This is a genomic window from Bacillus sp. FJAT-47783, assembly GCF_022808615.1.
Lineage (GTDB): Bacteria > Bacillota > Bacilli > Bacillales > Aeribacillaceae > Bacillus_BZ.
The window spans coordinates 79925-103976 of sequence record NZ_JAKZKS010000010.1; the positions used below are offsets into that span (position 1 = coordinate 79925).

Consider the following 24052-nt stretch of genomic DNA (forward strand, 5'->3'; position numbering starts at 1 on the left):
TTCCCCCTTAAAGTTTCAGTTCATATGTTCTAATTCATATAAACTAATCTCAGTATCATTAAGGTAATACTCATATATTGTTTTTGCAGGTAGCATTTTCAGTTTAATTAAGGGTAGATTCATCCTATTAAACATACTCATTTGAACAAATCCTTTATCAACCAAGATTTCATGTTCGGATGGAAGTAAAAAATAGTTTTCCACATGTCTTATTGAGTGTTTTTCTAGAAAATCTTTAAATGCCAAAAGATATAAATATTGTTTGGTTATATCCGAAACACCTGGCTGTCCACTCAATTTCTTATCCTTTTCAAGAGTAATATTATAATATTTTGCATCATATATTATAAGTGAATATGAGCCTTTATCTGCTTTGATATTTACTACATCCGGAGTTAAAGTCCTTGATGCTTCCTTATCAAAACTTTCCCCTTGGACTGTATACCCTGTCCATATTGGCTTCTCAATTAATGATATTAAAGAGTCTTCTTGATTATAAGTTTCATGAAGGGATTGAGGTAACTTAAATGTCCCCAAAGGTCGCTTTAAATGATTATCTAATACTTCAGCACATACTTTCTCCCATACTAAATTGAAGTTTTTAGTACCAAAAAAACTAAATCCGTCCATCTTTGATATATTATTCTCGTTACTTATATAAGCATATAATGCTTTTAACAATAGCTGTTTATGAGTTATAAACTGGCTATTTATTTCGTTTTCAAGTCGATAAAGTATGTAATCTTTATCCCCAAAGTCGTCTAAATCTTCATCTGATAAATATATAGGTGAAATATCAAAAAGTTCTATTAAATTCGCCTTTTCTAAGTCCTGCGAAAGTTTTGTTAGAACACATTCATGTAATCTCTTGAAGTAATCTGACTCATCCACAGTTCTTTTTTTTGTGAACAGTGTTGTATAATATGGACGATTTTCTGCGATAATCGGATAAGTTCCATTAATTGTTTTATTCCAATCAATTTCACCATTTCCATTTACTTCAAAGGTGTTGCTAGTATTTGTGTAAATACCGTACTCATAATAATCATTTAATATATATATTATTACTGACAAGTAGTTCAAACTAATTGTACTCTCAAGATCATTAAACATTTGGATAAACTGTTGGTCTGAATTATATTTTTCTAATACCTTTATAATCACTTTCAATTCATCAACGGGATTATCTTTCCTTATATACTTAGGGTAACATTTTATTATATAATTTCTGATAGCAATAACTCCAACAAATTTAAATGCATAGTTATATTCAGTGTTTTTTATATCAATTTCTATCATATCCAAATCTTGACTTATAAGTTCAGATAAGTCTTGTTCTTTATCACTAGCCTTCACAACTTTTAATATACCATGCTTTTTTAAATCATCTATAATACGAACTAATTCCTCAGAATTACATTCAAAGATATTCAATAATTCATCTCTTGAATAATGCTTTTCTTCACGTACAAATTTAGATATCATTCAGACTCCTCCGAAGAATCCGTTTCAATTTCATCTTCTTTTGGAAACAAGTCGCTGATTTCATTTCCAAATATCTCAATGCCTCTCTTATCAAACTCATCACATATGTATGAATATCTTGTAGTGTTTTTACACCCCTTAAATAATGAGGAACCTATTTGTTTAGCTGCATCTTCAAATAAATACATTAATACTTTATTTTTAAATACTTTTGTAAATGTTTCTGAATCGATTTCATCACCTTCTTCAGGCACAACTATATGCTTACTGATAAAGAATGTTCCCAAAAGTTTGTCCTCGTTGACCTTTAATGCAGACAATCGATCGTTTATTGCTTTTCTTAATTCATTCCATACTATCCTTCTCGCAGAAGACCCTTTTCCTAAAACAACGAATTTATTTGCAATTTGATTTTCTTCATTATCAGTATTTAAATATTCAAAATCCCACCTTCTTTTAAATGCTGTATCTAAAGGAAGAACTCCCTGATCTGCGTTATTCATTGTTGCCCAAATAAACATGTTATCGGGAATTCTTATTTCATCTATATCTTCAAACTCAATTCCTACTGTCTTAACTAAATATTTTTTTATATCTTCTGATGGTTGAATAGGATATTCGCTGATAAACTTTTCATCCCTATCTAGCAATTGAAACACTTCACCAAACACAGCAGCCACATTCGCCCTGTTAATTTCTTCAATTATTAGTAATTGTGGTTTTGGATTATCGGTTTTACTACTAAGTAATGCTTTCGCATAAACTCTCATAAAAGGACCAGGAACAAAGTCATAAGTTATCTCATTTTTATTCTCTTCATTTACATATGGAACAGGTTTATAAGTTCCCACAAAATTTGCATAAGTATAATCAGGATGAAAAGTTACTCTTTCATATTCACCTCCTGTTTCTAACAATTTTTCTATATCGTTCTTTAATTTAAAGCTTTTCCCTGTACCAGGTGCACCGAACAAAATTCGATTATGTGGAAAGTTTGAAGATGACCTATAACCAGTTTCAAAAGTTAGTGCCCCTTCTCCTACTTGCTCAGCTTCCCCTACGACATTTGCTGAATAATGAATCGATTTGTAGTTTTCTAGAAAATGATAAATAAACTCTGGACGAAAAACTATTAAATTTTTACCGCTAGTTTTGTCAATATAATAACCAACGTTTTTAGCTGGTTGAATTTCAGTATTTGCGTTTACACGAAGACTCGGATTACCTGGATAATTTTTCCCCTCTTCTATAGGCCAAGATACGATTATTGCATTACTCAAAGTTGTTTTATCCTCGAATACATAGAAGCCTAAAATAATTCCGTTTTCAAAATATTCTCTAGGGTCTGTCCCTCCTAATTGTATTTTCTTTTCTGCTCTATTTCTATCAGGGTCCTCTTTTCTTATATTCCCGTGAAATAATTGTATGTTTTTTTCAATATCAAGATTATTATTTGTTAATTTAATTTCGTAATGGTTTCCAGATACTCGATTTACAAGAGTATATTCCCACCCATTAATTGAAAACATTTCTTCTATTAAAGTATCCCTTTCCGTTGGCGTTAATGTTTGTGGTTCTCCAACAACGATCTCTCCATGAGAATTGACTTCATATCTTTCATTTCTCTCCATTGAAATAACTCTCCTTAATAGTTTTGGCTAATATAAAGGCCATTTTTGAGGGAACTGCATTACCTATTTGCCTCCATTGCTCTTTAAAATCACCGACTAAATAATAATCATCTGGTATTGTTTGTATTCTTTTTGCCTCTTCTATTCTTAAAAATCTATTTTTCCAATGAAATGGACCCTGGTTATTTGAAAAGCTAGCTTGTAATGTCCAAGAAGGTCTTTCTGGACTTAACTTAAGCAAAAAGGTCCAATATCTAGACTTCCATTTAAATTGTGGGTTTTTACAACCTCTTTTTTCTGTATAATAAAGATAATTATCACCTGGTGGGATATCAACAAACAAATCATAATGTTTCGATCCAGGTCGTTGTTTTTTTTCTTCTTCCGTAATATTATCAAACTCACCAATTGCCTCTCCACAAGTAACCCAAGGCATCTTACCATCTAGCTTTTTAGGGTCTGCATGTGTTTCTTCAGGAAATATAAATGGGGTTAGACCTTTTTTAACTCCAACACAAAAAAAACGTTTTCGAGTTTGTGGCACTCCATAGTTAGCACAGTTAACGACTTTATATTCGATATCATACCCTAATTCTTCTGAACGTTCTTTTAAATAATCGAATGATTCGGTATGTGTTTTGAAGGTAAAACCATCTACGTTCTCAAACAAAAACACCTTAGGCTCTAATTGTTCGACAGCCCTAAAGTACTCAGGTACTGCAAAACCAGATTTTTCATCATTTAGACCATTTTTCTTACCGACCAAGTAATGGCGAGTCTGACTGTAAGGTGGACAAGGGGGACCACCAATTAAACAATCAATGTCTTTATTCTTTTTTTTAATATCAGCGAAATCTACTTCTCTAACATCCTTACACTCAACTTGTTTCGCCATATTGTTTTCTCTGAGAGTCTCACAAGCTATTTCCCAATTATCGGACGCATAAACAATTTCAAATCCCGCTTTATGAAATCCTATATCCAATCCTCCTGCACCTGAGAACAAACTCACAACTTTAGGTTTATTCACTATAACCACCTTCTTAATTCTTCAATAATAATTTTCGCAAGTAGAGGAGGTACAGCGTTACCTATTTGCATTCTTTGCGACCTTAAACTCCCCGAAAATAAATAGTCATCTGGAAATGTTTGAAGTGCCGCAGCTTCTCTTATATTTAGTCTTCTATTATTCCAGTGAAATGGACCTTCCCAATGGCCGGGACTTGCTATAATTGTCCAAGATGGTAGTCCTGGATGTAATTTCAATAAAGAGCTCCAATAACGTTTACCTGCAACAAATGTCGGTTTTGGGTGACCTGCTTTTTCCGATAATGCTATATAGTTTTTCCCTGGCGGAACCCAAGTTAACTCTTCTCCCCACTTTCCGGAAGTATTAACATATTTCTCATCAATATATACCGGATCATCGAACTTTCCAATCCAATCAATTACCCTTTCATATGGTAATAAGTCAGGATTATCTTTTGTTTTTTTAATATCGCAATGCGTTATTTCCAACTCAGCCTTAATGTCTTTTTTTGTAGCTAAAAAGAAAACCCTTTTTCGCTTTTGTGGGATTCCATAATCAGCAGAGTTTAAACGTAAAATTGTATATTTATATCCTAATGATTCAATATGGTCTATTATATTTTCAACGGCATGCTTGTTACTCGGATGCACTATACTTTCTACATTTTCTAAAACAAATCCATCTGGTTTAATTTCAGAAATCATTCTAAAGTATTGCTCTATCATATTTCTAGGATCATCATAACTTTTTCTTTTTTTATTAGTAACCCAATAACCTGCTTTAGAAAAAGGTTGACAAGGAGGTCCACCTAGCAATATTAACTTTGATGGATTATTTTTCTTAATAATATCCGAGAAATCAATGCCTTTAACATCATTAATATCTTTATTCAAATGTAAGCTATGGTCAAAAAAACTGTTAGATTTAATAGTCTCTACACTGTCCTCGTAAAAGTCTAAAGTAGATAAGACTTTAACACCTGCCAGCTGAGCACCAATATCTAATCCCCCCGCACCTGAAAAAAAGCTAAGTGCCTGAACATTAGAGTCCTCAAAAACTTCCTTTTTATCACTACATGTATAGCCTTTATGCTTGTACGGAATTAACAAATTTCCATCTTTATCAATTTTATAATTAAAATCATTCAATGCCTCTTCTAATTGAAATTTCTCTATATTTTTTAATGCTTCTTTTTTTAATACGTACATATCTTCTGTTGTCAAAATCATAACACTCCAACTCTATTAATCTTCTACTAAAATCCAATAACCTCTTTTGGGGTTATGTAACTTTCCTTTTAATTCTGTCCTAATCCATCTCATTCTATATTCGTACATCGTACCCGTGCCATTTTCATCTTCAATTGAAAGCAGTTCTTCTGATAGATTGAGGTTTTCTGCAACTTTTGTATTAATTTCCTTCGTTTTAGCCTCTCCACCAAGATCTTTAATTGCTTGTATAGTGGCTTGTTTTAAAATATTTTTATTCGGCAAAATATGAGAAGAATCATTCATACTATTAATCCTCTCGTTCATCAGGAACATAATCGACAATATCACCTATATTACAATTTAAAACTTTACATAGTTTACATAATGTCTCAATTGACACAAATTCGTTTCTACCCAACTTTGCAATTACATTAGTACTCAAACGAGCTTTATCTTTTAATTGAGTCTTATTTATATTTTGATCTATCATTAATTTCCATAATTTATTATAGCTAACATTCATTTCAACACCCCACTCTTTAACAAACTGCTATAATTAACTACTAGTGTTACAATATCATAAATTTATATATTACTCAATTTTTTCTTGATATATATACATATTTTCTTGATAATAATATTAGTATTAGTCATTCATTCTGTCAATTCACATATACAAAAGTCGTCCTATCAACTCAACCCTATTTCATGGTGATTTTTCTCCTTATTTATTACCAAATAAAATAAGATTTTCCAGGATTGGAAATCTTCCAAATCACTGGAAAACCTTATTATATCAATTCTTCAACTACTATTATTTTTCCACCCTTGACATCAAGACAATACACTCCACATGCGCCGTATGCGGAAACATATCCACAGGCTGAATGTATTCAACCCTATATTGATCCGCTAAATATTGAATGTCTTTCGCTAATGTGGATGGGTTACAGGATACATAGACAAATCGTTTCGGTTTTACTTTTTTAATCGTTTTTAGGAATTGTTCGTCACAGCCTGTTCTTGGCGGATCGACGACAACAACATCTGGACGCCATCCTTCCTTCGCCCATTTCGGCATCCATTTTTCTGCTTTTCCTGTAACATATTTGGCGTTTTTAATACCATGCTTTTTGGCGTTTTCGTTCGCGTTTTGGATCGATTCTTTTATGACATCCATTCCGCGAATTTCTTTTGCTTCTTTTGCGAGCCAAAGACCAATCGTCCCGACACCACAGTATGCGTCTACGATTTTTTCTTTACCTGTTAATTGGGCCGCTTTTTTCACTTCATCGTATAGTTTTACGGTTTGCGTCGGGTTTAGCTGGAAAAAGGCACGAGCGGATAATTCAAACGATAAATCTCCTAACGTTTCTTGAATCGCTTCTTCCCCATAAATATGAAACGTTTCGTCTCCGAAAATGAGCGATGTTTTTTGTCCGTTCACATTTTGCATAATGGATTTTACTTCAGGTGCTCGTTTCACAATTTCCTCTGCAACTATTTGCTTTCGTGGTAATTCATTTTTCGCTGTAATGAGGACAACTTGTACTTGTCCTGTTTCAACCCCTGCGCGAACGACAATTGTTCGAACTACCCCTGTTCGCTTTCGTTCCTCATAAATCGGAATATTAAAATCTGTTAGTACTTGTTTGACAATCCGTGTCACTTTGTCTGTTAGCGGATGCTGTACCATACAAGATTGGATTGGAACGAGGCGATGGGATTCTAACCCGTACAATCCAGCGATGACTTTCCCTTTAGACTCTCGTAGTTGAAACTGACTTTTATTTCGATAATTCCATGGCTCCTCCATCCCGATCGTATCGCGAATGTCGAGTGACTCTATGTTTAATTTTGTATGGCGTTCCATTGCTTGAATGACGATGTCTCGTTTTTCAATAAGCTGCTGGTGATAATCTAAATGCTGCAGCTGACAACCGCCGCATTCCCCATAATATTCACATGGCGGTTTAACACGATAGGGAGATTTTTTACGAAAACGGTGAATCTTCCCTTCGGCAAATTTCGGATGAACCTTTGTTGCTTCCACAACAACTTCTTCTCCTGGCAAGGCACCAGGCACAAAGACAACTTGCTTCTTAAAATATCCGACGCCTTCTCCATTAATGCCGAGGCGTTTAATCGTTAAAGGGAACTGTTGTCCTTTTTCAATAGTGACTACTTTCTTCATTCTGTTTCTCTCCGTTTCTTTTCAATGCTCCTCCATAAATATAAAGAAGCGTAACTTAAATATGGGGACCAGTCTTTACTGTATGCTTCCATCTCTTCTTTTGTCGGCTTTCGATCAAGGTTAAAATATTTTTTTATAGCATTTTGAAGACCAATATCTGCTACTGGAAAAAGATTTGGCCGACCGAGCCCAAACATAAGGACATTTTGTACTGTCCACGGCCCAATTCCACGTATTTTGACAAGTGTTTTCATTACTTCATCATCACTCATATCAGAAAGATGATCAAGCGGAAGATTTCCTTCGGCAATTAACCGCGATGTATCAATAACATATTCAGCCTTCCGTTGACTAAATTTCATTGAACGTAAGTCTTCATAGGATAAACTGGCCACATCCTCCGGCTTTGGATAAAAATAGACACCATCAATAGTTGTACCAAATGTTCGAGCAAATGATGCACTTAGCTGATGAGCGAACGATAAATTTAACTGCTGATGGATAATACATTTCATTAAACAGTCATACACATGAAAATCAAGCATGAAAGGCGTTCCATGATGTTGTTGAAAAAGTTGAGCTAAACTCGTTTTTGAAAAATGGTTGTAAATCTCATTTAGTGAATGATTCCATTGAAAGATACGTTCTAATTCTTGTATGGCATGCTCTTTTTGCTTTTCATCATGTCCAGTGATGACAAATGTCGGTTCATCTGTTGTTCCCGTTGCTTGAACAGATACGACAAAAGGCCGACTGCCTTGATCATATAGAGGAACATACATCGTTCTTTCATGGAATTCAATTTTATTCAATGGGTCAAGGGCAGACCGCTCTAACAGTTCATCAAAATTATACGGAGGTGTTACTTCAATCGTTTTTTTCCACATCGCTAACTGCACCTTCTTAACCTTTTTCCTAAATATAAAAAACCCTTCGAGCATTGTCAAAGGGAAAACAAATACGGATGTTCTAACTCTTTTTCAACCATTAAATCGTCTAAGCTTTTAAATTGATACCCTTCTTTTTTTAAATCTTGAATAACTTGATCTAATGCATCTGCATTATCTTTTGAAACGGTATGAAGTAAAATAACCGCACCTGGATGAATTTGTTTCATAATATTATTATACGCATATTCCCACCCTTTTTGCTGATCAATTTTCCAATCAACAAAGGCGAGAGACCAAAAGATGTTATGATACCCATATTGCTTTGATAAAGCTAATGTCCGTTCACTAAATATTCCTCGAGGTGGACGTAAATAAATCGTTCCTTTTTGACCAGTAAGCTTTTCTACTTTTTCACTGACTAAGTCGAGTTCTTTTTTTACTTGTTCGTCCCTTACTTTTGTTAAATCAGGATGACTCCACGAATGATTGCCAACAATATGGCCTTCTTTCACCATTCTTTTTACAAGCTCAGGCTTATCATCTAAATAATGCCCGGTGACAAAAAAAGTGGCAGGAACGTTATGCTTCTTTAATATATCTAAAACTTTTGGTGTATACCCGTTTTCATATCCATTATCAAATGTTAAATAAATGTCCTTTTTACTCGTGTCACCTAAATAAAAAGCACCGTGCTTTTCTAGTAACGGGTCAAGTCTACCGGCAAAAGGCGGCTCATGGTTCGTACTTCTTTTAAAACCCCAATGAATGGCTTCGTTCGATATCGCAAAGGTGGTGTGTGTATTTAGGACTAACAGGGTGCAAAAACTAATGAAAAATAACAAACGTTTCAAACGTTCTCTCCTCCTCTGACACTTTTTTCTTATTTTCTGAACGAGAGAAACGCTTCATACTGGTAATAATTCCAAATAAGATTTTGAATGGAGGAGGATAAAGTGAAACTTCATTCAGTGGGGGTTTTTTTCATCCCCCACTGAATGTTAGTCCCTACGGGATGACCTAAAGGCCCTTGTGACCCATAGGATGTGGGTTACACAGACGTTGCCACAGGACGTGGCGCTCTTAGTCTGTGTTCTTTATGTTCGGACCTTTACGGGCAGTCCTCCACCTATCTTCTTTTCTTTACTACAGAATCTTGAGGTGGGGGTCTTACTGCCCGTTAAGAGTGGGATAAACGGGTTGTACGGAAATTCATGGGGTGAATTGGAGGGGTTTTAAGTTACTTTGCATTTTTATATGCTACTTTATTTGCTAGTTCGGTGAATTTATGTGCTACTTTTCTTCGATTGGCGTCCACTTCGGAAACAAGTTCAACTTTATGCGCATCTACTTCGGCTATAAGCGCCAGTCCATATCTTTCCCCTACGATTTTTTCCCATTTGAAAAAAGCCGGCAGAAATCTGCCGACTTTCATCCATTATTTAAAAACAGGCTCTTTAAATTCCGCTAACTTTTCTAAAGATGACTTGTCCACATCTTCGTGTAAGCTGTTACCGTGAGAGTCCATTGTTACAACTGCCGTAAAGTTTTCGACACGTAAGTGCCACATTGCTTCTGGAATACCGAATTCTAATAAGTCTACACCTTCAACAGATTTAATACATTCTGCATAATATTGAGCGGCGCCACCAATAGCATTTAAGTAAACACCACCGTGCTCTTTTAACGCTTTTAGTGTTTTCGGTCCCATGCCACCTTTACCCATTACTGCACGGACTCCAAACTTTTTCATAATATCTCCTTGGTAAGGCTCCTCACGAATACTTGTCGTTGGACCAGCTGCTTTCACTTCCCAGTTGCCTTCTTCATCTTTTAACATAACCGGACCACAATGGTAAATAATTTGGCCATTTAAGTCTACGGGTGCATCGTGATCCATTAAATGTTTATGAATGGCGTCACGGCCTGTATAAAGCATACCGTTAATTTGCACAACATCGCCAACTTTTAGTTCACGAATTTGTTCTTCGGTAATTGGTGCTTGGAGTGTCACAACGCGATTTTCAGATTCAGAAGATGCCGCTGCTTCTTCTTTCGCTTCTTGATTTGTTAAATCAACATCTGCCCCGTCTTTATATAACCAGTCGGTAATCGCACCTGTTTCAGGGTCAATTTTGACTCCTAAACGGCGGAATGCCCAACAGTTATATGCAACGGAAACGAAGAAGCTTGCTGGAATACGATTCATCACGCCAACTTTACAGCCTAAAAGCGTCGTTTCACCGCCAAATCCCATCGTTCCAATCCCAAGCTTGTTTGCATTCTCCATCACGTATTCTTCAAGCTTGCGTAAGTCTTCGTTCGAATTCACATCATCTACACTGCGGAAAAGCTGTTCTTTCGCTAAATCGTAACCAGAGGAACGATCTCCCCCGATTCCAACCCCGATAAATCCAGCTGAACAGCCTTGTCCTTGCGCTTGATAAATAGAATGCATTATACATTTGCGAATTCCGTCTAAATCGCGTCCCGCACGGCCAAGACCTTCTAGCTCACACGGAAGACTATATTGGATGTTTTTATTCTCACAACCCCCACCTTTAAGAATGAGACGAACATCCATATAATCCTTTTCCCATTGCTCAAATTTCATAACAGGTAATCCTTCACCTAAGTTATCTCCAGAGTTCTTGCCTGTTAATGAGTCAACAGAGTTTGGACGAAGCTTTCCATCCTTCGTTGCCTTCACGATCGCCTCTTTAATCACTTCTTTCACCTTGAGTTGATTTACCCCAACAGGTACTTTAATTTTAAATGTCGGTAACCCTGTATCTTGGCAAATCGGTGAAACCTTTTCATCAGCCATTTTAATATTATCGGAAATCGTTGCTAATGACATAGCCGATCTTGTTCCCGCATTTTCATTTAACTTTGCTTTATAAATGGCACGACGAACATCTTTCGGTAAATTCGTTGATGTCTCAACAATCAGCTCATACATACTTTCAAAAAGCTTTTCCATCCCGCTCTCCCCTTTTTAACAAAAAAATTCTGCCTTTTTCAAAATTTATTATACTCCTTCCAATTCTTCATTTAAAGGAATTTGTAATAGCTTACAATTGTAACATCTTCCATTGGAAGTTGTGGAAATAACATTTTTAGTGTTGTAATGAGTGATACATAGACAAAATCATATCTTCTATATAGATTTTCCGTATTCGAACCGCTTAATTGCACCTGTCTTACAATTAATTGCACGAGTTTTTCACTTAATTGCACGAATCTAAAAACATTTGCACATCAAGTGTTGTTTTTGCATCTCAAAAGCCTCTATTGCATCACTTCCCTCTCTTTTGCAACTCGATATGCATTTTTGCACATCCCGTTCATTAAGAAAAAAAGACTGGGAATTATTTTTCCCAATCTTTTTTGAACCGTTCGTATTTTCCTTCTAAATCGTCAAGCATGGAAATAAGACGGTCAATATCTTCAATATCTGTTGTTTCAGGATCAATGGAATCAAGTACTTCTACAAACATACTTAATCGATTCCGTAAATATTTTACTTGCTCGTCTTTGTTAGAAACTGCTTTTCCCAATGGATTGTTCTCCTTTCAAAATCGGTGTTCCCCTTTAGCTTACTTGAATTCGTCAAAATTTTACAACATCCAACATCTACTTACAATTATATACTAACATGCTAAAATAAATAATTGGTGCAAATCTATTGCTATGTTCTGATAAAAAGAAGTATAACATACAGTGTTGTTAGCTGAATGTGTAAAGGAGACGAGTTTTTATGATAGTCGAAAATAAACAAGCTTCAATCACACCGTCTTATGATCCGTGGGAAGCTTATTTAGATATGAAAGAGTATGGAAGTTTAATGTTAACAAATGTCGAGTTTACAACGACGACCATTTGTAACATGCGCTGTGAGCATTGTGCTGTTGGTTATACTCTTCAACCGAAAGATCCAAACGCGCTTCCCCTTGATTTAATTTTAAAGCGGCTAGATGAAGTGCCTACTTTGCGTTCTTTAAGTATTACGGGTGGAGAACCGATGTTATCGTTAAAATCAGTCGAGAATTATGTTGTGCCGATTTTAAAGTATGCACACGATCGTGGTATTCGCACACAAATCAATTCAAACTTAACCCTTGACTTAAAGCGATATGAAAAAATCATTCCATATTTAGATGTACTACATATTTCGCATAACTGGGGAACGTTGGACGATTTCGTTGATGGTGGTTTTGCGATGATGGATAAGAAACCTACGTATGAGCAACGAGCCAAATATTTTGATCGCATGATCGAAAATAGCCGTGCACTCGTCGATGCAGGTGTGATGGTGTCCGCCGAAACGATGCTAAACAAACGAACATTGCCTTATATAGAAAAAATCCATAAACAAATCGTCGAAGAAATGAAATGTCAACGTCACGAAGTGCACCCTATGTACCCAAGTGATTTCGCTAGTACACTTGAAACATTGACACTTGAAGAAATTCGTGAAGCGATTCATCATTTATTAGATATTCGTGATGAATCGGTTTGGATGCTCTTTGGTACATTACCTTTCTATGCATGTAGTAATAACCCGGACGATCTAAAATTAATCGAACGCCTACATAGTAGTAAAAATGTAACCGTTCGTAATGATCCAGACGGTCGTTCTCGTTTAAATGTAAATATTTTTACGGGAGATGTGATTGTAACCGACTTCGGTGATACACCAGCGCTTGGAAACATTCAACAAGATACGCTTCTATCAGCTTATGAAAAATGGAACGAATCAGCTATTGCCAAGCAATTAAGCTGTCATTGCCCAAGCGTTCAATGTCTCGGTCCAAATATTTTAGTGAAAAATAGTTATTATAAAGATATCGACTTTACTTCACGAAAATCCAATTTGTAAAAGGTGAATACGATGGAAGAATGGCTGAAAAACCCGTTCATAGAAATAACATTAGCCGGAATTATTCTAATTGTTGTGGTGCAGCTCGTTAATAAATTTGTTCACAACTTCTTTAAAAAAACGGATTTTATTGAAGAACGAAAAGAAAAAACAATCGAAAGCTTAATCCGATCCATCACGAAATATGTCGCAACAATCGGGTTTATTTTCTATTTTCTTTCCAAGTTTGTTGAAGACCTTGGCAGTATTTTAGCGGGGGCCGGAATTGCTGGAATCGTGATCGGTTTTGGTGCGCAAAGCTTAATTCGTGATATTTTAGCTGGTATCTTCCTAATTTATGAAAAACAATTGCACCAAGGTGATTTTATTACAATTAACAATACCTTTAATGGGACTGTAGAAGAAATTGGGCTTAGGTCTTTAAAGATTAGGGAATGGAACGGAAAAGTTTTAACCATTAGTAACGGAGAAATTAAGCAAATCCAAAACTACAATATTGAAAAAATGCGTGTCATCGAACGTGCAGTTGTAAGCTTTAATGAAAATCCTGATCTTGTTTTCAGCGTGTTAGAAAAAGCTTGTCAAACATTAAACGAGCAGCTTTCTCATCAATTGAAAAAAGATTCATCAGGAGCTATCATTGAACCGTTTCAAATCTATGGGATGACATCGTTAAATGCTCATTTTCATGGGTATGAATATACGATAACGGGTTTAGTAGATGATTCCTTTTATTTTGACGCAGCAAAACAGACACGAAAAATAGTAGCGCAAACATTATATGACCATCATATCAAAATGGCAGAAGAACGATTGTTGATGACAAATGATGAAAAAACGAATAGTTAAAAACGATACCTCAGGATGTCCTGAGGTTTTTTTGATGCATAAATTGTCCCATATGCCCACTTATGATTGAGTTAACCTTTAATCCCTGCATAAAAATAGTTTTATTAAGGAATAATTTAGATACCACTCCTTAAACTGGTCGGAATATTTATGTTCGAATGGAGGCATTTCATTGAGTCGATTTTGGGAGAAATGGATCAAGGAGAAAAAAACGGCCAAGCAACCACTTGAAGAGACTGAGCAATATCTCTCGAATGAATTGCAACAAAATATTCATTTCCTTCAATCTATTTATGCGGATTGTGAGGATGTCGTCTTTCGAACATTTTTTATTAGCAAAACGTACAAAGCAACGCTTATATATATCGAAGGGCTCAGCAATGTTGAAGAAATAGACAAGCATATTTTAACACCATTAATGAATGAAAAAGATATTGAGCGAAACAAATTACCTTTTATTTTAGAATCGAAAACACCGATTTCCAAAACGAAAAAAATCTTTACGATGAAGGATTGCATTAAATATATTGCCCTTGGAGCACCAGTGTTGCTCGTTGATGGAGAAAATGAAGGGTATATTTATGGGCTATTTAAATGGGAAAAACGAAATATTGAAGAACCAACTGCAGAGGTCGGGATTAAAGGACCACGGGAAGGATTTACGGAAACATTAGCTGTCAATATATCGCAAGTAAGACGAATTATTAAAAGTCCCGCTTTAAAAATGAAATCGATACGAATTGGCGATTATACACAAACAAACATTATGATTTCGTATATAGAAGGTCTTGCCGATCAAACATTAATTAAAGAAGTAACCAATCGCATAAAAAGAATTAAAATTGATGGGATATTAGAAAGCTCGTACATTGAAGAAATGATTGAAGATAATCCTTATTCACCCTTCCCGCAAATTTTGAATACAGAAAGGCCAGATGTCGTCTGTTCAAATTTACTAGAAGGGCGTGTCGCCATCTTTGTAGAAGGTTCACCTTTTGTACTAATTGCACCAGCAACTTTTTTTAATTTAGTACAGTCCCATGAAGATTACTATCAACGTTTTTTCGTTGGTACGTTCATTCGTTGGTTGCGCTATTTGTTTATGGCGGTCGCCATTTTCTTACCTTCTTTATATGTTGCGGTGTTAACGTTTCATGCTGAAATGGTGCCAACAAGCCTTTTATTAAGTATGGCAGGATCCCGTGAGCCTGTGCCCTTTCCTGCCATCATTGAAGTACTCATCATGGAAGTTTCATTTGAAGCATTGAGAGAAGCAGGGGTCCGATTACCAAAGCAAGTCGGTGCTGCAGTTAGTATCGTCGGAGCATTAGTAATTGGTCAAGCCGCTGTACAAGCAGGTCTTGTTTCTCCTCCTATGGTAATCGTAGTAGCGATTACAGGCATTGCTTCGTTTATGATTCCTCGGTACTCAATTGGGGTCTCCTTTCGAATGCTTCGCTTCCCGATGATATTACTTGGCGGTTCGTTAGGGCTTCTTGGGATTATGCTCGGATTTATCACAATCGTCATCCACTTATGTACATTACGTTCTTTTGGAGTTCCGTACTTAACACCACTTGCTCCTTTAAAGGGACGCGAATTAAAGGATACGTTAGTACGATCACCTTGGTGGATGTTGAACAGTCGCCCCCATCTAACAGGTGAATACAACAAATTTCGTCAAGCCCCTCATATGAAACCTAGCCCGGAAAAAGGAGGAGAATAAAGTGAAATGACAGCTCCCGAAGTGATAAGAAAGATATGACCGTTTAAACTTGTGCTCATTTCGATATATCCAATAAAATAGACAAATTTCCTTCCTTTGCTCTTTTTCAACTATCATCCGAAAGGGGGTGGCTCACATTGAAAATGTTCGGTCTTTTACAGCTTATTTGCATTATTGTCATTTTATTAACCGGATGTTGGGATCGAGTTGAAGTAAATGATCTCGCTATCATTACAGCTGCTGCGATCGATTATCATGAAGATGATCAAATTAAACTATCCGTTCAACTATTTATCCCTCGTGCTATATCAAGCGGAGGGGAATCCGGAGGGGGTACGGGTGGAGATGAACAAACCATTGTTAGAACGGGCATTGGGATTAATTTGGCAGATGCCATCTCAAAACTTCAAGTAAATATTCCAAGGAAAATATTCTGGGGACATTGCAAAGTGTTTATTTTTGGTGAGGAGCTTGCGAAAAACGGAATTCAAGAAACGATGGACTTTTTACTTCGGCACCCTCAACCGAGAGAAAGGGCGTATATGTATGTCAGTAAAGGTGAAGCAAAAAAAATTCTTAGCCTCATACCACCTATTGAACGCTATTCATCTGAAGTTCTCCGGGAAATTTCAGATTTAAAGATTGGGATGCTTGTCACGATGAAAGATCTAGACCTGATGCTAACAAGTGAAGCCCAAGCTCCCGCTCTTCCTCTCGTTGAAATACTCCCTCCAGAAGAAGGGAAAGAGGAAACGAAAACCATACCGATCATAAAAGGAACAGCCGTTTTTAAAAAAGATAAAATGGTTGGAGAAATTTCACAAACAAATACCCGAGGGTTATTATGGTTCCGAAAAGAAATTAAAGATTACACAGCTAATGTAAAGATTGATGATGAAGGCGAAGAAAAAATATTATCACTTATGCCTGTTAAAACGGCCGTTAATTTGAAGCCTACCATAAAAAACAATCAGTGGATAATTACAGTAAAAATAAAGACGGAAGGTGACATCGTACAAAATGGAACAAATTATAATACGATGGAACCAGCTATCATTGATAAGTTTGAAAGAAAATACCGAGAAGATATTGAAAACAGAATACAATCATCGTTTGCCGTGATTCAGAATGACTTAAACGCTGACGTCGTGAATGTTGCTTCTGAATTCCATCATTTTTATCCAAAGGAATGGGATAAAGTAAAGAAAAAATGGGATGAAAAATTTCCTGAAGTTAAGCTTGACTTAGATGTAGAAGCATATATTCGTAGACCCGGCTATATTAGTACTCCAGGGGGTCTCCCAGAAGATGAGGTGAAGAAAAAATGAAGTGGGATACTTTTATGATCGCCATTCTTGTAATCTTCGCTATTATCGCGTATGAATGGCCGAAAATGAAACAAAATCCACTGAAAGATAAAGCCGCATTCCTTACTCTCCTTTTATTGGCTGGAGTTTTATCTTTGTTCGATCTACCAAATATGGCGGGCCCTCCAACTTTCATTGAATGGATTTTCAAACCAATTTCTAAAATAATGGAAAATTAACATATGGATAGCAGAAAAGTATGCAGGAAGGATGGTGAATAAAATGGAAAAAGGGAAAATATCAGCTCTCCAAATGGGGCTGATCATGTTTCCTACGATTGCCGCAACGGCCATTTTAACCGTCCCAGGTATTACAGCCTCTTATGCAAAACAAGATTTGTGGCTATCCCCGATTTGGGCGTCATTCATTGGATATATGAACGTTTTTATTATCGACAAATTGCAAAAAATGCACCCAAACCAAACGATTATTCAATATAGCAGGCATATCATTGGATTTATACCAGGAAAAGTACTAGGTTTTGCATACACATGTTCTTTCATCCTATTAACAGGACAAATTGTTCGAATCTATGCAGAGTTTCTTTCAGCATCATTTTTCGCCTATACTCCTATTAGCATTATTATTGTTTCCATGCTATTTCTATGTGGATTAGGTTTTCGAACAGGGATCGAGACGTTAGGACGAATGGCACAGTTATTCTTCCCTCTTTTCGTTGTACCGATCATCGTTCTCCTTCTTATACTTATTCCTGATTATAATACGGATAATATTTTCCCAATATTAGAAAATGGATTAACACCTTCTTTAAAAGGGGCATTACTTCCGATCGGATGGTTCACAGAAATATCTCTTATCACCTTTCTTTATCCTTTTTTGGCTAATAAAAAACATGGGCTGAAATCGGGAATGATTACAGTGTTTGTCATTATGTTATTTTTAGTCCTATCCAATTTATCGATTTATTTTGTTTACGGACAAACAGTAGCACAAAACCTTTTTCCACTAATGAATGCATCGAGATATGTGAGTGTTGCTGATTTCTTCGAAAACTTAGAATCTGTCCTAATGGCGGTGTGGATTCTAGGTTCTTTTGTGAAAATTTCAATGTTTTATTATGCGAGTGTACTCACAACCGCTCAATGGCTTCAGTTATCCAACTACCAACCAATCATATTCCCTGTAGGCATTCTCATCTTTGAATGTAGCTTTTGGGGGTTTCCAAATTTAATGGAAGTTAGTGATTTTGATATTAAGGCCACCCCCTATTACTTACCAGTTATGCTGACAATCATCCCCCTTTTACTATTAATCGTTGCATTGCTTCAGAAAAAAAGAAGGTGAAACTTCTGAAAACAGAAGATTTCACCTCTGGAGTTGTATATAGAAATGAAAGGAAAAGATCTAATTGCTACCTCCTATTTTTTTCACATTTCTTCTCTCGAATTTTATCTACCACGATTAGTAAAAGAGGCAAAATGAAGCCAACTGATATCGAAAAAGGTTCAGACGTTTTCGTATCCCACTCTTGTTGGTAAACGACGTTAGGAAAAGCTGTTAAAGAAAATACAACGCTAATCATCCCTAAAGGGAATATCAACGGCCGATAATCGTTTAAATTTAACACTTGCGCCATTCCTAAACATGAAGCATAAAAATAGATCACCATTTTGAAATAGACAGATATAAACCACATGATGGCAAGCATCGCTTCGATTCGTTGAATAAAGTTCCCAACATCTAACTTTTTCGCAAGTGCGTAACTAGGAAACATTTGCATTGCCGTAATATTTGCCCCAAGCACGAAAATACAAAGCAATGTAATCATGATCATCACAAACCCTCCAAGGAGGTTTCCAATAAGAAACGCTTTTTGCGATTCTTTCGTTTGATTAACATAAGCAGGGAAAATCATCAATAGTACGACTGAATTAATGGAAGATGTAACAACTAAAGATAACATGGAACTTGCCAACGGTTTTGCGTCTACATCGAATACGGGCTCTATATTTTCAAATTGAATTTGCGGAGAAATAAAAATAACTAAAAATACAAAAAGAAAGAAGAAAAACAAGAGGAAGATTTCTGCCGTCCGAGTAAATGTCTCAAGTCCATGACGTACACCCATTACCAATATAAGGGCTAAAACAATATGAATGATTTCAAGAGGCGTTTCAGGATATAGCTGTGTTCGTATAAAATTGCCAGTATAAAACATGACGATTGCTGTATAAGTAAACGACATTGATAAAAATATTACGGAAAATCCTTTTCCTAGCCATTTTCCAAAAACCGTCTCATTCATTTGAACGAAGGTCATATGAGGAAACCGAATACTTAACTTATTATAGATCCAAATAACAAATACTCCGATACCAACACCAAAAATAGCTGCAATCCAAGCATCCTGTTTTGCATTGGAAGCTAACCCTTTCGGTATAACAAGAATGGTAGTCCCAATGGTAAATAAAATGACTAAACATTTAAATTGGTAACTGGAAATTTTCCCGTCTTCAAGCTTGCCTTTCACCTTTAAAAACCCCTTCTTCATTTCCCGATTTTTACATTCATCAAATATTCCTCTTAGCTAAAACTATTAAGGGTGATGTTAAATGCATGACACAGCTTTTTATCAACAATTTCTAAATACTCCCTTTGGGTTTATTTGCTTATTGCTACTCGGAATAGGTGTTAATGTTTTCGTTTGCTGGTTTTTATGTAAATGGGGAGATAAACAGAAAACAGCAAAATGATTTATACTAAGTCTCTCTTTTTTTCATTTTCCCTTTTCGAACAATCGCAATCCCAAGCAGCAATAACGGGATGATCGTTTGGATCAATAATGAGTATAAAGGAAATCCAGTCAAAACAAGATAGTGTATGATATCGATTTGACTTGGCATTCCCCAAAAACTAAACACCATTGTCAACATGCCTAATGGGAATACAATCGGTCGATAATCAGAAAGATTCAGCCATTGCGCAGTGCCGAGAACAATACAATAATGAACGGCTGAGAACTTCACAAAGTTTCCTAAAACCCATACTGAGATCGCAACCGATTCTAAGTTTTCAAAAAAGCCAGCAACACCAATATAACGAGCAGCCATTAACAAGGGGTAATTATTATCCTTTGCCCCAATCTCTCCTATAAAAAAAAGAATTAAGAGATTCACGATCACAAAGGAAATCATCACAGAAAATATCGATATTCCCATCCACTTCAATCCTTTGTCTTTATCCGTTACGAACGGAATGAGGAAAGAAATGAGAAAGAACTCAGCAAACCATGCTTGAGGCACATATGCTCCCTTAATGGAAGGCAAAAGACCATGCTCCATAATCGGAAAAATATTCCTTACGTCTAAATCAGGAATTAAAAAAATGATCATAATAATAAGCGGAAATGTAAAAACAGGGAAAAAAAGCTGCCCCATTCTTCCTAACACTTCTAACCCAGCACGAGTAGCAAAAGTACAGATAAGAATCATCGTCGCAATCACAATGCTAATCGGAGTGTTATAAAGAGTAGCCCCAACAATAAAATCCGCATAAATACGAATACTTTGACCATTCATTAAGATGTAGAAGAATAGAAACAGTAATCCTAGAATCTTACCTACAAACCGACCAGCGATTTGTTCACTATATTGAATAATCGTCTGTTTTGGGTAAAATTTGTGTAGCTGAAAAGCGATATACACAGCTACAACCCCAGTGATAGAGGCCCATATCGGTGAAAGCCATAAATCATTCTTCGCAAATTTACCTGTTACCGTTGGAACGCCAATAATTGCCGTGCCAACAATCGTCGGAAACATCATGATGGCCAATTGAAAGGCTGAAATTTTCCCCTTTTCAATCATTTACTTTACCCTCTTTTTATCGTTTATTTGTAAGTATTAACCAAAATGAGTTTATTTATTAAGCAGTAAATGCTCTCTTCAAAACGACTCTATAGTTATTGATGCAAGTCACGAATAATAGTTATTCTGAAACATCGAAACCGAGCTATAATAGCTCGGTTTCTTCAACATTATCTCGGTTGGTCTGAAATGACAAATCCTAGTGAAACGCGGTCTTGTATCGGGATCCAAGCACCAATTCCTTGATGCGTAATATTTTTTACGACAAGCTTTTTCTTACTTCCTTGTAAAACTAAGTACACTTCTCCGTACGTTACTTTCCCTTTTTCATTAATGGCTGGTACGTATGCGTATAAATACCCCATTTTTTTAGGTGGAATATTATACACGTTATCTAGTTTTGTTCCTACACCTACAACCGTATCAAACGATAATGGTAATTTTGTTTTTTGTACGGCATTTATGAGCATCATTTTTTGGACATCTTCTGCTTTTGGAATTTTTGCTGTTAATCCACCCGCAACCCGCTTTTGTGCTCCTTGCTTATACCGCATTTGCACAGCGGATTTCCCACCGCGGTTATCGTTGTGGTTCATATTGATTTTTTGATATTCCCAGTTTGCTGCTGTTTCCGTTGATTCATAATTTAATGCCCAATGCCCTAAATAAATTGTCGCGCGATATCCAATCGCAACGGGTGAAGGAGAGATGTTAGACTCATTCAACATTTTAATTAAGTCCGGATTTTCTATGTCTACCTCAGCCGATTCCATTAATTCCTTCGTTAAATCACTCGGTTGTAATTCAGGTACATCTTGCGTTGGATTTGGATACGTGTTTTCCTGAGAAATATCCATGACGGAATTTGGGATTTTCAATTTTGAATTAGCAGCTAAAGTTGGACTTGAAAAACTACATAATAAAAGCAGGATAAAAGAAAAGAACGCTACTTTTCTCATTATGTTATACTCCTTTCAAAAAAGCCTTTATGTGTAGTTTTTTCAAGCAGGATAAAATTTATCCTATTAAACAACCTTCCATTTTTTGTACAATAATTGAACGGGTCCGTAAAAAAGCTGGATAATCGGACCGATAATAATCGTAATAATAATCGTTCCTATACCAATAGGTCCGTTTAGAAATATCGCAAGAATAAGCGCCAACACTTCGCCGATCGTTTTCGCCATCATTAGGCTCATTCCAAATCGCTTATTTAATGAAAGCATGAATTGGTCCACGGGATTCGGTGCAATATTCGCTTGTAAATAAAAAGAAACACCAACCGCAATGAGAAATAACCCGATGAAAAATAAAATGTATCTTAATAAAATAGAATTAAATTGTAAATCATCTAAGCCAACCATAATCCAAAAATCAATCGTAAAACCAATGAGAATAGGTGTTAACATCGAATACATCATCGGTCTTTCTTTGCTTATAAAAGAATTGACAAAAATCAACAACAATCCGACAAGAATTACCCACGTCCCGACCGTCCATCCGCTAACTTGAGATAATCCTACATTTAATGCATCCCATGCTCCTGTACCAATATTTGCTTTAATTGTCAATGAAACGCCTAAGCCAAGAATCATTAAACCGAAAAAATAAAAAATAAAACGTTTTAACATCATTTTCCCCCATACTTTCTATTGAATAAATCAGAATATTTACACACTTAAATAAATGTAGTATAATAAATATAAGCAGTATCCGAAAGTTTTTTCTATTTCTCCTAATGTTTTCGTTTCGTCCTACATGATGAAGACTCTGTGTAATGGCACAGAGTCCTTTTTTGCTGTTTTAACATGGTTCCCTTTCTCATTTTTACACAAAAAGCAACTTTCTCATATTGTCTATAATAAATAAAATCCGATTCCCATAATAATATAAGCTGCCAATAATGTCGCTCCTTCAAACCAGTTCGTGTCGCCATCATTTGAAATGACAATCATAAGTAAAACAGACGTAGCCATTGCAATTAATTCAGGTAAACTAAAGACGAGCGGCATCGTTGTTGGGAAAAAAAGAGAGAGAAGGACTAATACTGGAGCAACAAACATTGCGATTTGTAATGTCGATCCGACCGCAATTTCAACGGCAACATCCATTTTATTTTTATAAGCCATAATAATGGCTGATGCATGTTCAGCTGCGTTCCCTACAATGGCTACAATAATAACCCCGATGAACAATTCACTCCAACCAAGTCTTTCCGCTACCGTCTCAAATGTATGAACTAAATTTTCTGAAACGTATGCGACGGCAATTGTTGAAATAAATAAAATGGCGATGGCCATTTTTCCAGACCATTCCGGCTCTTCCTCATGGGCTTCTACCTCTTCTTCTTTATGTTGATACACACCTCGATGTGTTACCAACTTGAAAAATAAAGCCGCTAAATAAAGACCAATTAAAATCATGGACACCCCAACACTTAAAGCAATCGTTTTTTGTTCGTCCATTGTTTGAGCAAACACTTCCGGGATCACAAAAGCTACAATTACAGCAAACATCAATAATCCTGCATTATGTCGTGCATCGTAAACATTAAAAGTTTGCCGTTTATATTTTAGACCTCCAACGAAAAACGAAAGTCCTGCTACTAATAGTAGGTTTCCTAAAACAGATCCCGTTAATGAAGCTAAAACGACTTCAATGAGCCCCGCCTGTAACGCAAAAATGGAAATGATCAGCTCAACTGCATTTCCAAACGTTGCATTCAACAACCCACCAATTCGAGGGCCAGTTACAATCGCCAAGCTTTCTGTTGCCCTTCCCATAAAACTTGCAAGACCAATAATTGTTACACAATAAATGACAAACATGAATAATGATGCCCAATTCAGTAAACTCCCAACAATCGAAAGTGGCATACCTATTAATACAATAAAAAGAAAAATTCGATTAAACACAAGCGTGACCACCTTTATCACAATTTCTTTTCTATCTACTATTGTTTT

The 24052-nt window shown here is 36.0% G+C and carries 22 protein-coding genes; 6 read left to right on the forward strand and 16 right to left on the reverse strand.

What is annotated here, in order from left to right:
- Positions 1-15: 15 nt before the first annotated feature.
- The 11 genes from MLD65_RS09330 to MLD65_RS09380 all read right to left on the reverse strand — a co-directional run bounded on the left by MLD65_RS09330 (position 16) and on the right by MLD65_RS09380 (position 11998).
- Positions 16-1485: an LlaJI family restriction endonuclease gene (locus MLD65_RS09330; RefSeq protein WP_243291608.1), complete on the reverse strand. Its 1470-nt coding sequence runs from the start codon at positions 1483-1485 to the stop codon at positions 16-18.
- Entirely contained in the window at positions 1482-3116 is a 1635-nt protein-coding gene (locus MLD65_RS09335) for an AAA family ATPase (protein ID WP_243291609.1), read from the reverse strand. The genes MLD65_RS09330 and MLD65_RS09335 overlap by 4 nt, the downstream gene beginning before the upstream one ends.
- Positions 3103-4146, reverse strand: a complete 1044-nt coding sequence (locus tag MLD65_RS09340; protein ID WP_243291610.1) for a DNA cytosine methyltransferase — start codon at positions 4144-4146, stop codon at positions 3103-3105. The genes MLD65_RS09335 and MLD65_RS09340 overlap by 14 nt, the downstream gene beginning before the upstream one ends.
- On the reverse strand, positions 4146-5369 hold the full coding sequence (locus MLD65_RS09345) for a DNA cytosine methyltransferase (RefSeq protein WP_243291611.1): 1224 nt from the start codon (positions 5367-5369) through the stop codon (positions 4146-4148). The genes MLD65_RS09340 and MLD65_RS09345 overlap by 1 nt, the downstream gene beginning before the upstream one ends.
- 21 nt (positions 5370-5390) lie before the next feature.
- Positions 5391-5660 carry a winged helix-turn-helix domain-containing protein gene (locus MLD65_RS09350; protein WP_243291612.1) on the reverse strand — a complete coding sequence of 90 codons (270 nt, stop codon included), beginning with the start codon at positions 5658-5660 and terminating at the stop codon, positions 5391-5393.
- Positions 5661-5664: 4 nt separating this feature from the next.
- Complete coding sequence (locus tag MLD65_RS09355) at positions 5665-5880, reverse strand: helix-turn-helix domain-containing protein (RefSeq protein ID WP_243291613.1); 216 nt, start codon at positions 5878-5880, stop codon at positions 5665-5667.
- 291 nt (positions 5881-6171) lie between these two features.
- Positions 6172-7551: a 23S rRNA (uracil(1939)-C(5))-methyltransferase RlmD gene (gene rlmD, locus MLD65_RS09360; protein ID WP_243291614.1), complete on the reverse strand. Its 1380-nt coding sequence runs from the start codon at positions 7549-7551 to the stop codon at positions 6172-6174.
- Complete coding sequence (locus MLD65_RS09365; protein WP_243291615.1) at positions 7548-8438, reverse strand: DNA-3-methyladenine glycosylase family protein; 891 nt, start codon at positions 8436-8438, stop codon at positions 7548-7550. The genes rlmD and MLD65_RS09365 overlap by 4 nt, the downstream gene beginning before the upstream one ends.
- Before the next feature lie 56 nt (positions 8439-8494).
- Entirely contained in the window at positions 8495-9283 is a 789-nt protein-coding gene (gene pdaA, locus MLD65_RS09370; RefSeq protein ID WP_243291651.1) for a delta-lactam-biosynthetic de-N-acetylase, read from the reverse strand.
- A gap of 593 nt (positions 9284-9876) precedes the next feature.
- The gene (locus tag MLD65_RS09375) at positions 9877-11421 is read right to left on the reverse strand and encodes a fumarate hydratase (protein WP_243291616.1); all 1545 of its coding nucleotides are present in this window, start codon (positions 11419-11421) and stop codon (positions 9877-9879) included.
- A gap of 388 nt (positions 11422-11809) precedes the next feature.
- Positions 11810-11998 carry an SE1561 family protein gene (locus MLD65_RS09380; protein WP_243291617.1) on the reverse strand — a complete coding sequence of 63 codons (189 nt, stop codon included), beginning with the start codon at positions 11996-11998 and terminating at the stop codon, positions 11810-11812.
- A gap of 200 nt (positions 11999-12198) precedes the next feature.
- Between MLD65_RS09380 and yfkAB the strand changes: the two genes are divergently transcribed.
- The 6 genes from yfkAB (at position 12199) to MLD65_RS09410 (ending at position 18567) form a co-directional block, all read left to right on the forward strand.
- Positions 12199-13320 carry a radical SAM/CxCxxxxC motif protein YfkAB gene (gene yfkAB / locus MLD65_RS09385; protein WP_243291618.1) on the forward strand — a complete coding sequence of 374 codons (1122 nt, stop codon included), beginning with the start codon at positions 12199-12201 and terminating at the stop codon, positions 13318-13320.
- Between the two features lie 12 nt (positions 13321-13332).
- Entirely contained in the window at positions 13333-14169 is an 837-nt protein-coding gene (locus MLD65_RS09390; protein ID WP_243291619.1) for a mechanosensitive ion channel family protein, read from the forward strand.
- A 172-nt stretch (positions 14170-14341) separates the two neighbouring features.
- Positions 14342-15895: a spore germination protein gene (locus MLD65_RS09395; RefSeq protein WP_279326026.1), complete on the forward strand. Its 1554-nt coding sequence runs from the start codon at positions 14342-14344 to the stop codon at positions 15893-15895.
- Positions 15896-16038: 143 nt separating this feature from the next.
- Entirely contained in the window at positions 16039-17223 is a 1185-nt protein-coding gene (locus MLD65_RS09400; RefSeq protein WP_243291653.1) for a Ger(x)C family spore germination protein, read from the forward strand.
- Positions 17220-17441 carry a hypothetical protein gene (locus tag MLD65_RS09405; RefSeq protein ID WP_243291620.1) on the forward strand — a complete coding sequence of 74 codons (222 nt, stop codon included), beginning with the start codon at positions 17220-17222 and terminating at the stop codon, positions 17439-17441. Before MLD65_RS09400 ends, MLD65_RS09405 begins: the two co-directional genes overlap by 4 nt.
- Before the next feature lie 43 nt (positions 17442-17484).
- Entirely contained in the window at positions 17485-18567 is a 1083-nt protein-coding gene (locus MLD65_RS09410; RefSeq protein ID WP_243291621.1) for a GerAB/ArcD/ProY family transporter, read from the forward strand.
- Positions 18568-18634: 67 nt separating this feature from the next.
- Here the strand turns inward: MLD65_RS09410 and MLD65_RS09415 are convergent, their stop codons facing one another.
- The 5 genes from MLD65_RS09415 to cax form a co-directional block, all read right to left on the reverse strand.
- Complete coding sequence (locus MLD65_RS09415; protein ID WP_243291622.1) at positions 18635-19753, reverse strand: GerAB/ArcD/ProY family transporter; 1119 nt, start codon at positions 19751-19753, stop codon at positions 18635-18637.
- A 229-nt stretch (positions 19754-19982) separates the two neighbouring features.
- On the reverse strand, positions 19983-21089 hold the full coding sequence (locus MLD65_RS09420) for a GerAB/ArcD/ProY family transporter (RefSeq protein ID WP_243291623.1): 1107 nt from the start codon (positions 21087-21089) through the stop codon (positions 19983-19985).
- Positions 21090-21259: 170 nt separating this feature from the next.
- Positions 21260-22051: a YfkD family protein gene (locus MLD65_RS09425; RefSeq protein ID WP_481748512.1), complete on the reverse strand. Its 792-nt coding sequence runs from the start codon at positions 22049-22051 to the stop codon at positions 21260-21262.
- Between the two features lie 63 nt (positions 22052-22114).
- Positions 22115-22723 carry a YczE/YyaS/YitT family protein gene (locus MLD65_RS09430; protein ID WP_243291625.1) on the reverse strand — a complete coding sequence of 203 codons (609 nt, stop codon included), beginning with the start codon at positions 22721-22723 and terminating at the stop codon, positions 22115-22117.
- 222 nt (positions 22724-22945) lie between these two features.
- Positions 22946-24004, reverse strand: a complete 1059-nt coding sequence (gene cax, locus MLD65_RS09435; protein ID WP_347709286.1) for a calcium/proton exchanger — start codon at positions 24002-24004, stop codon at positions 22946-22948.
- Between the last annotated feature and the right edge of the window lie 48 nt (positions 24005-24052).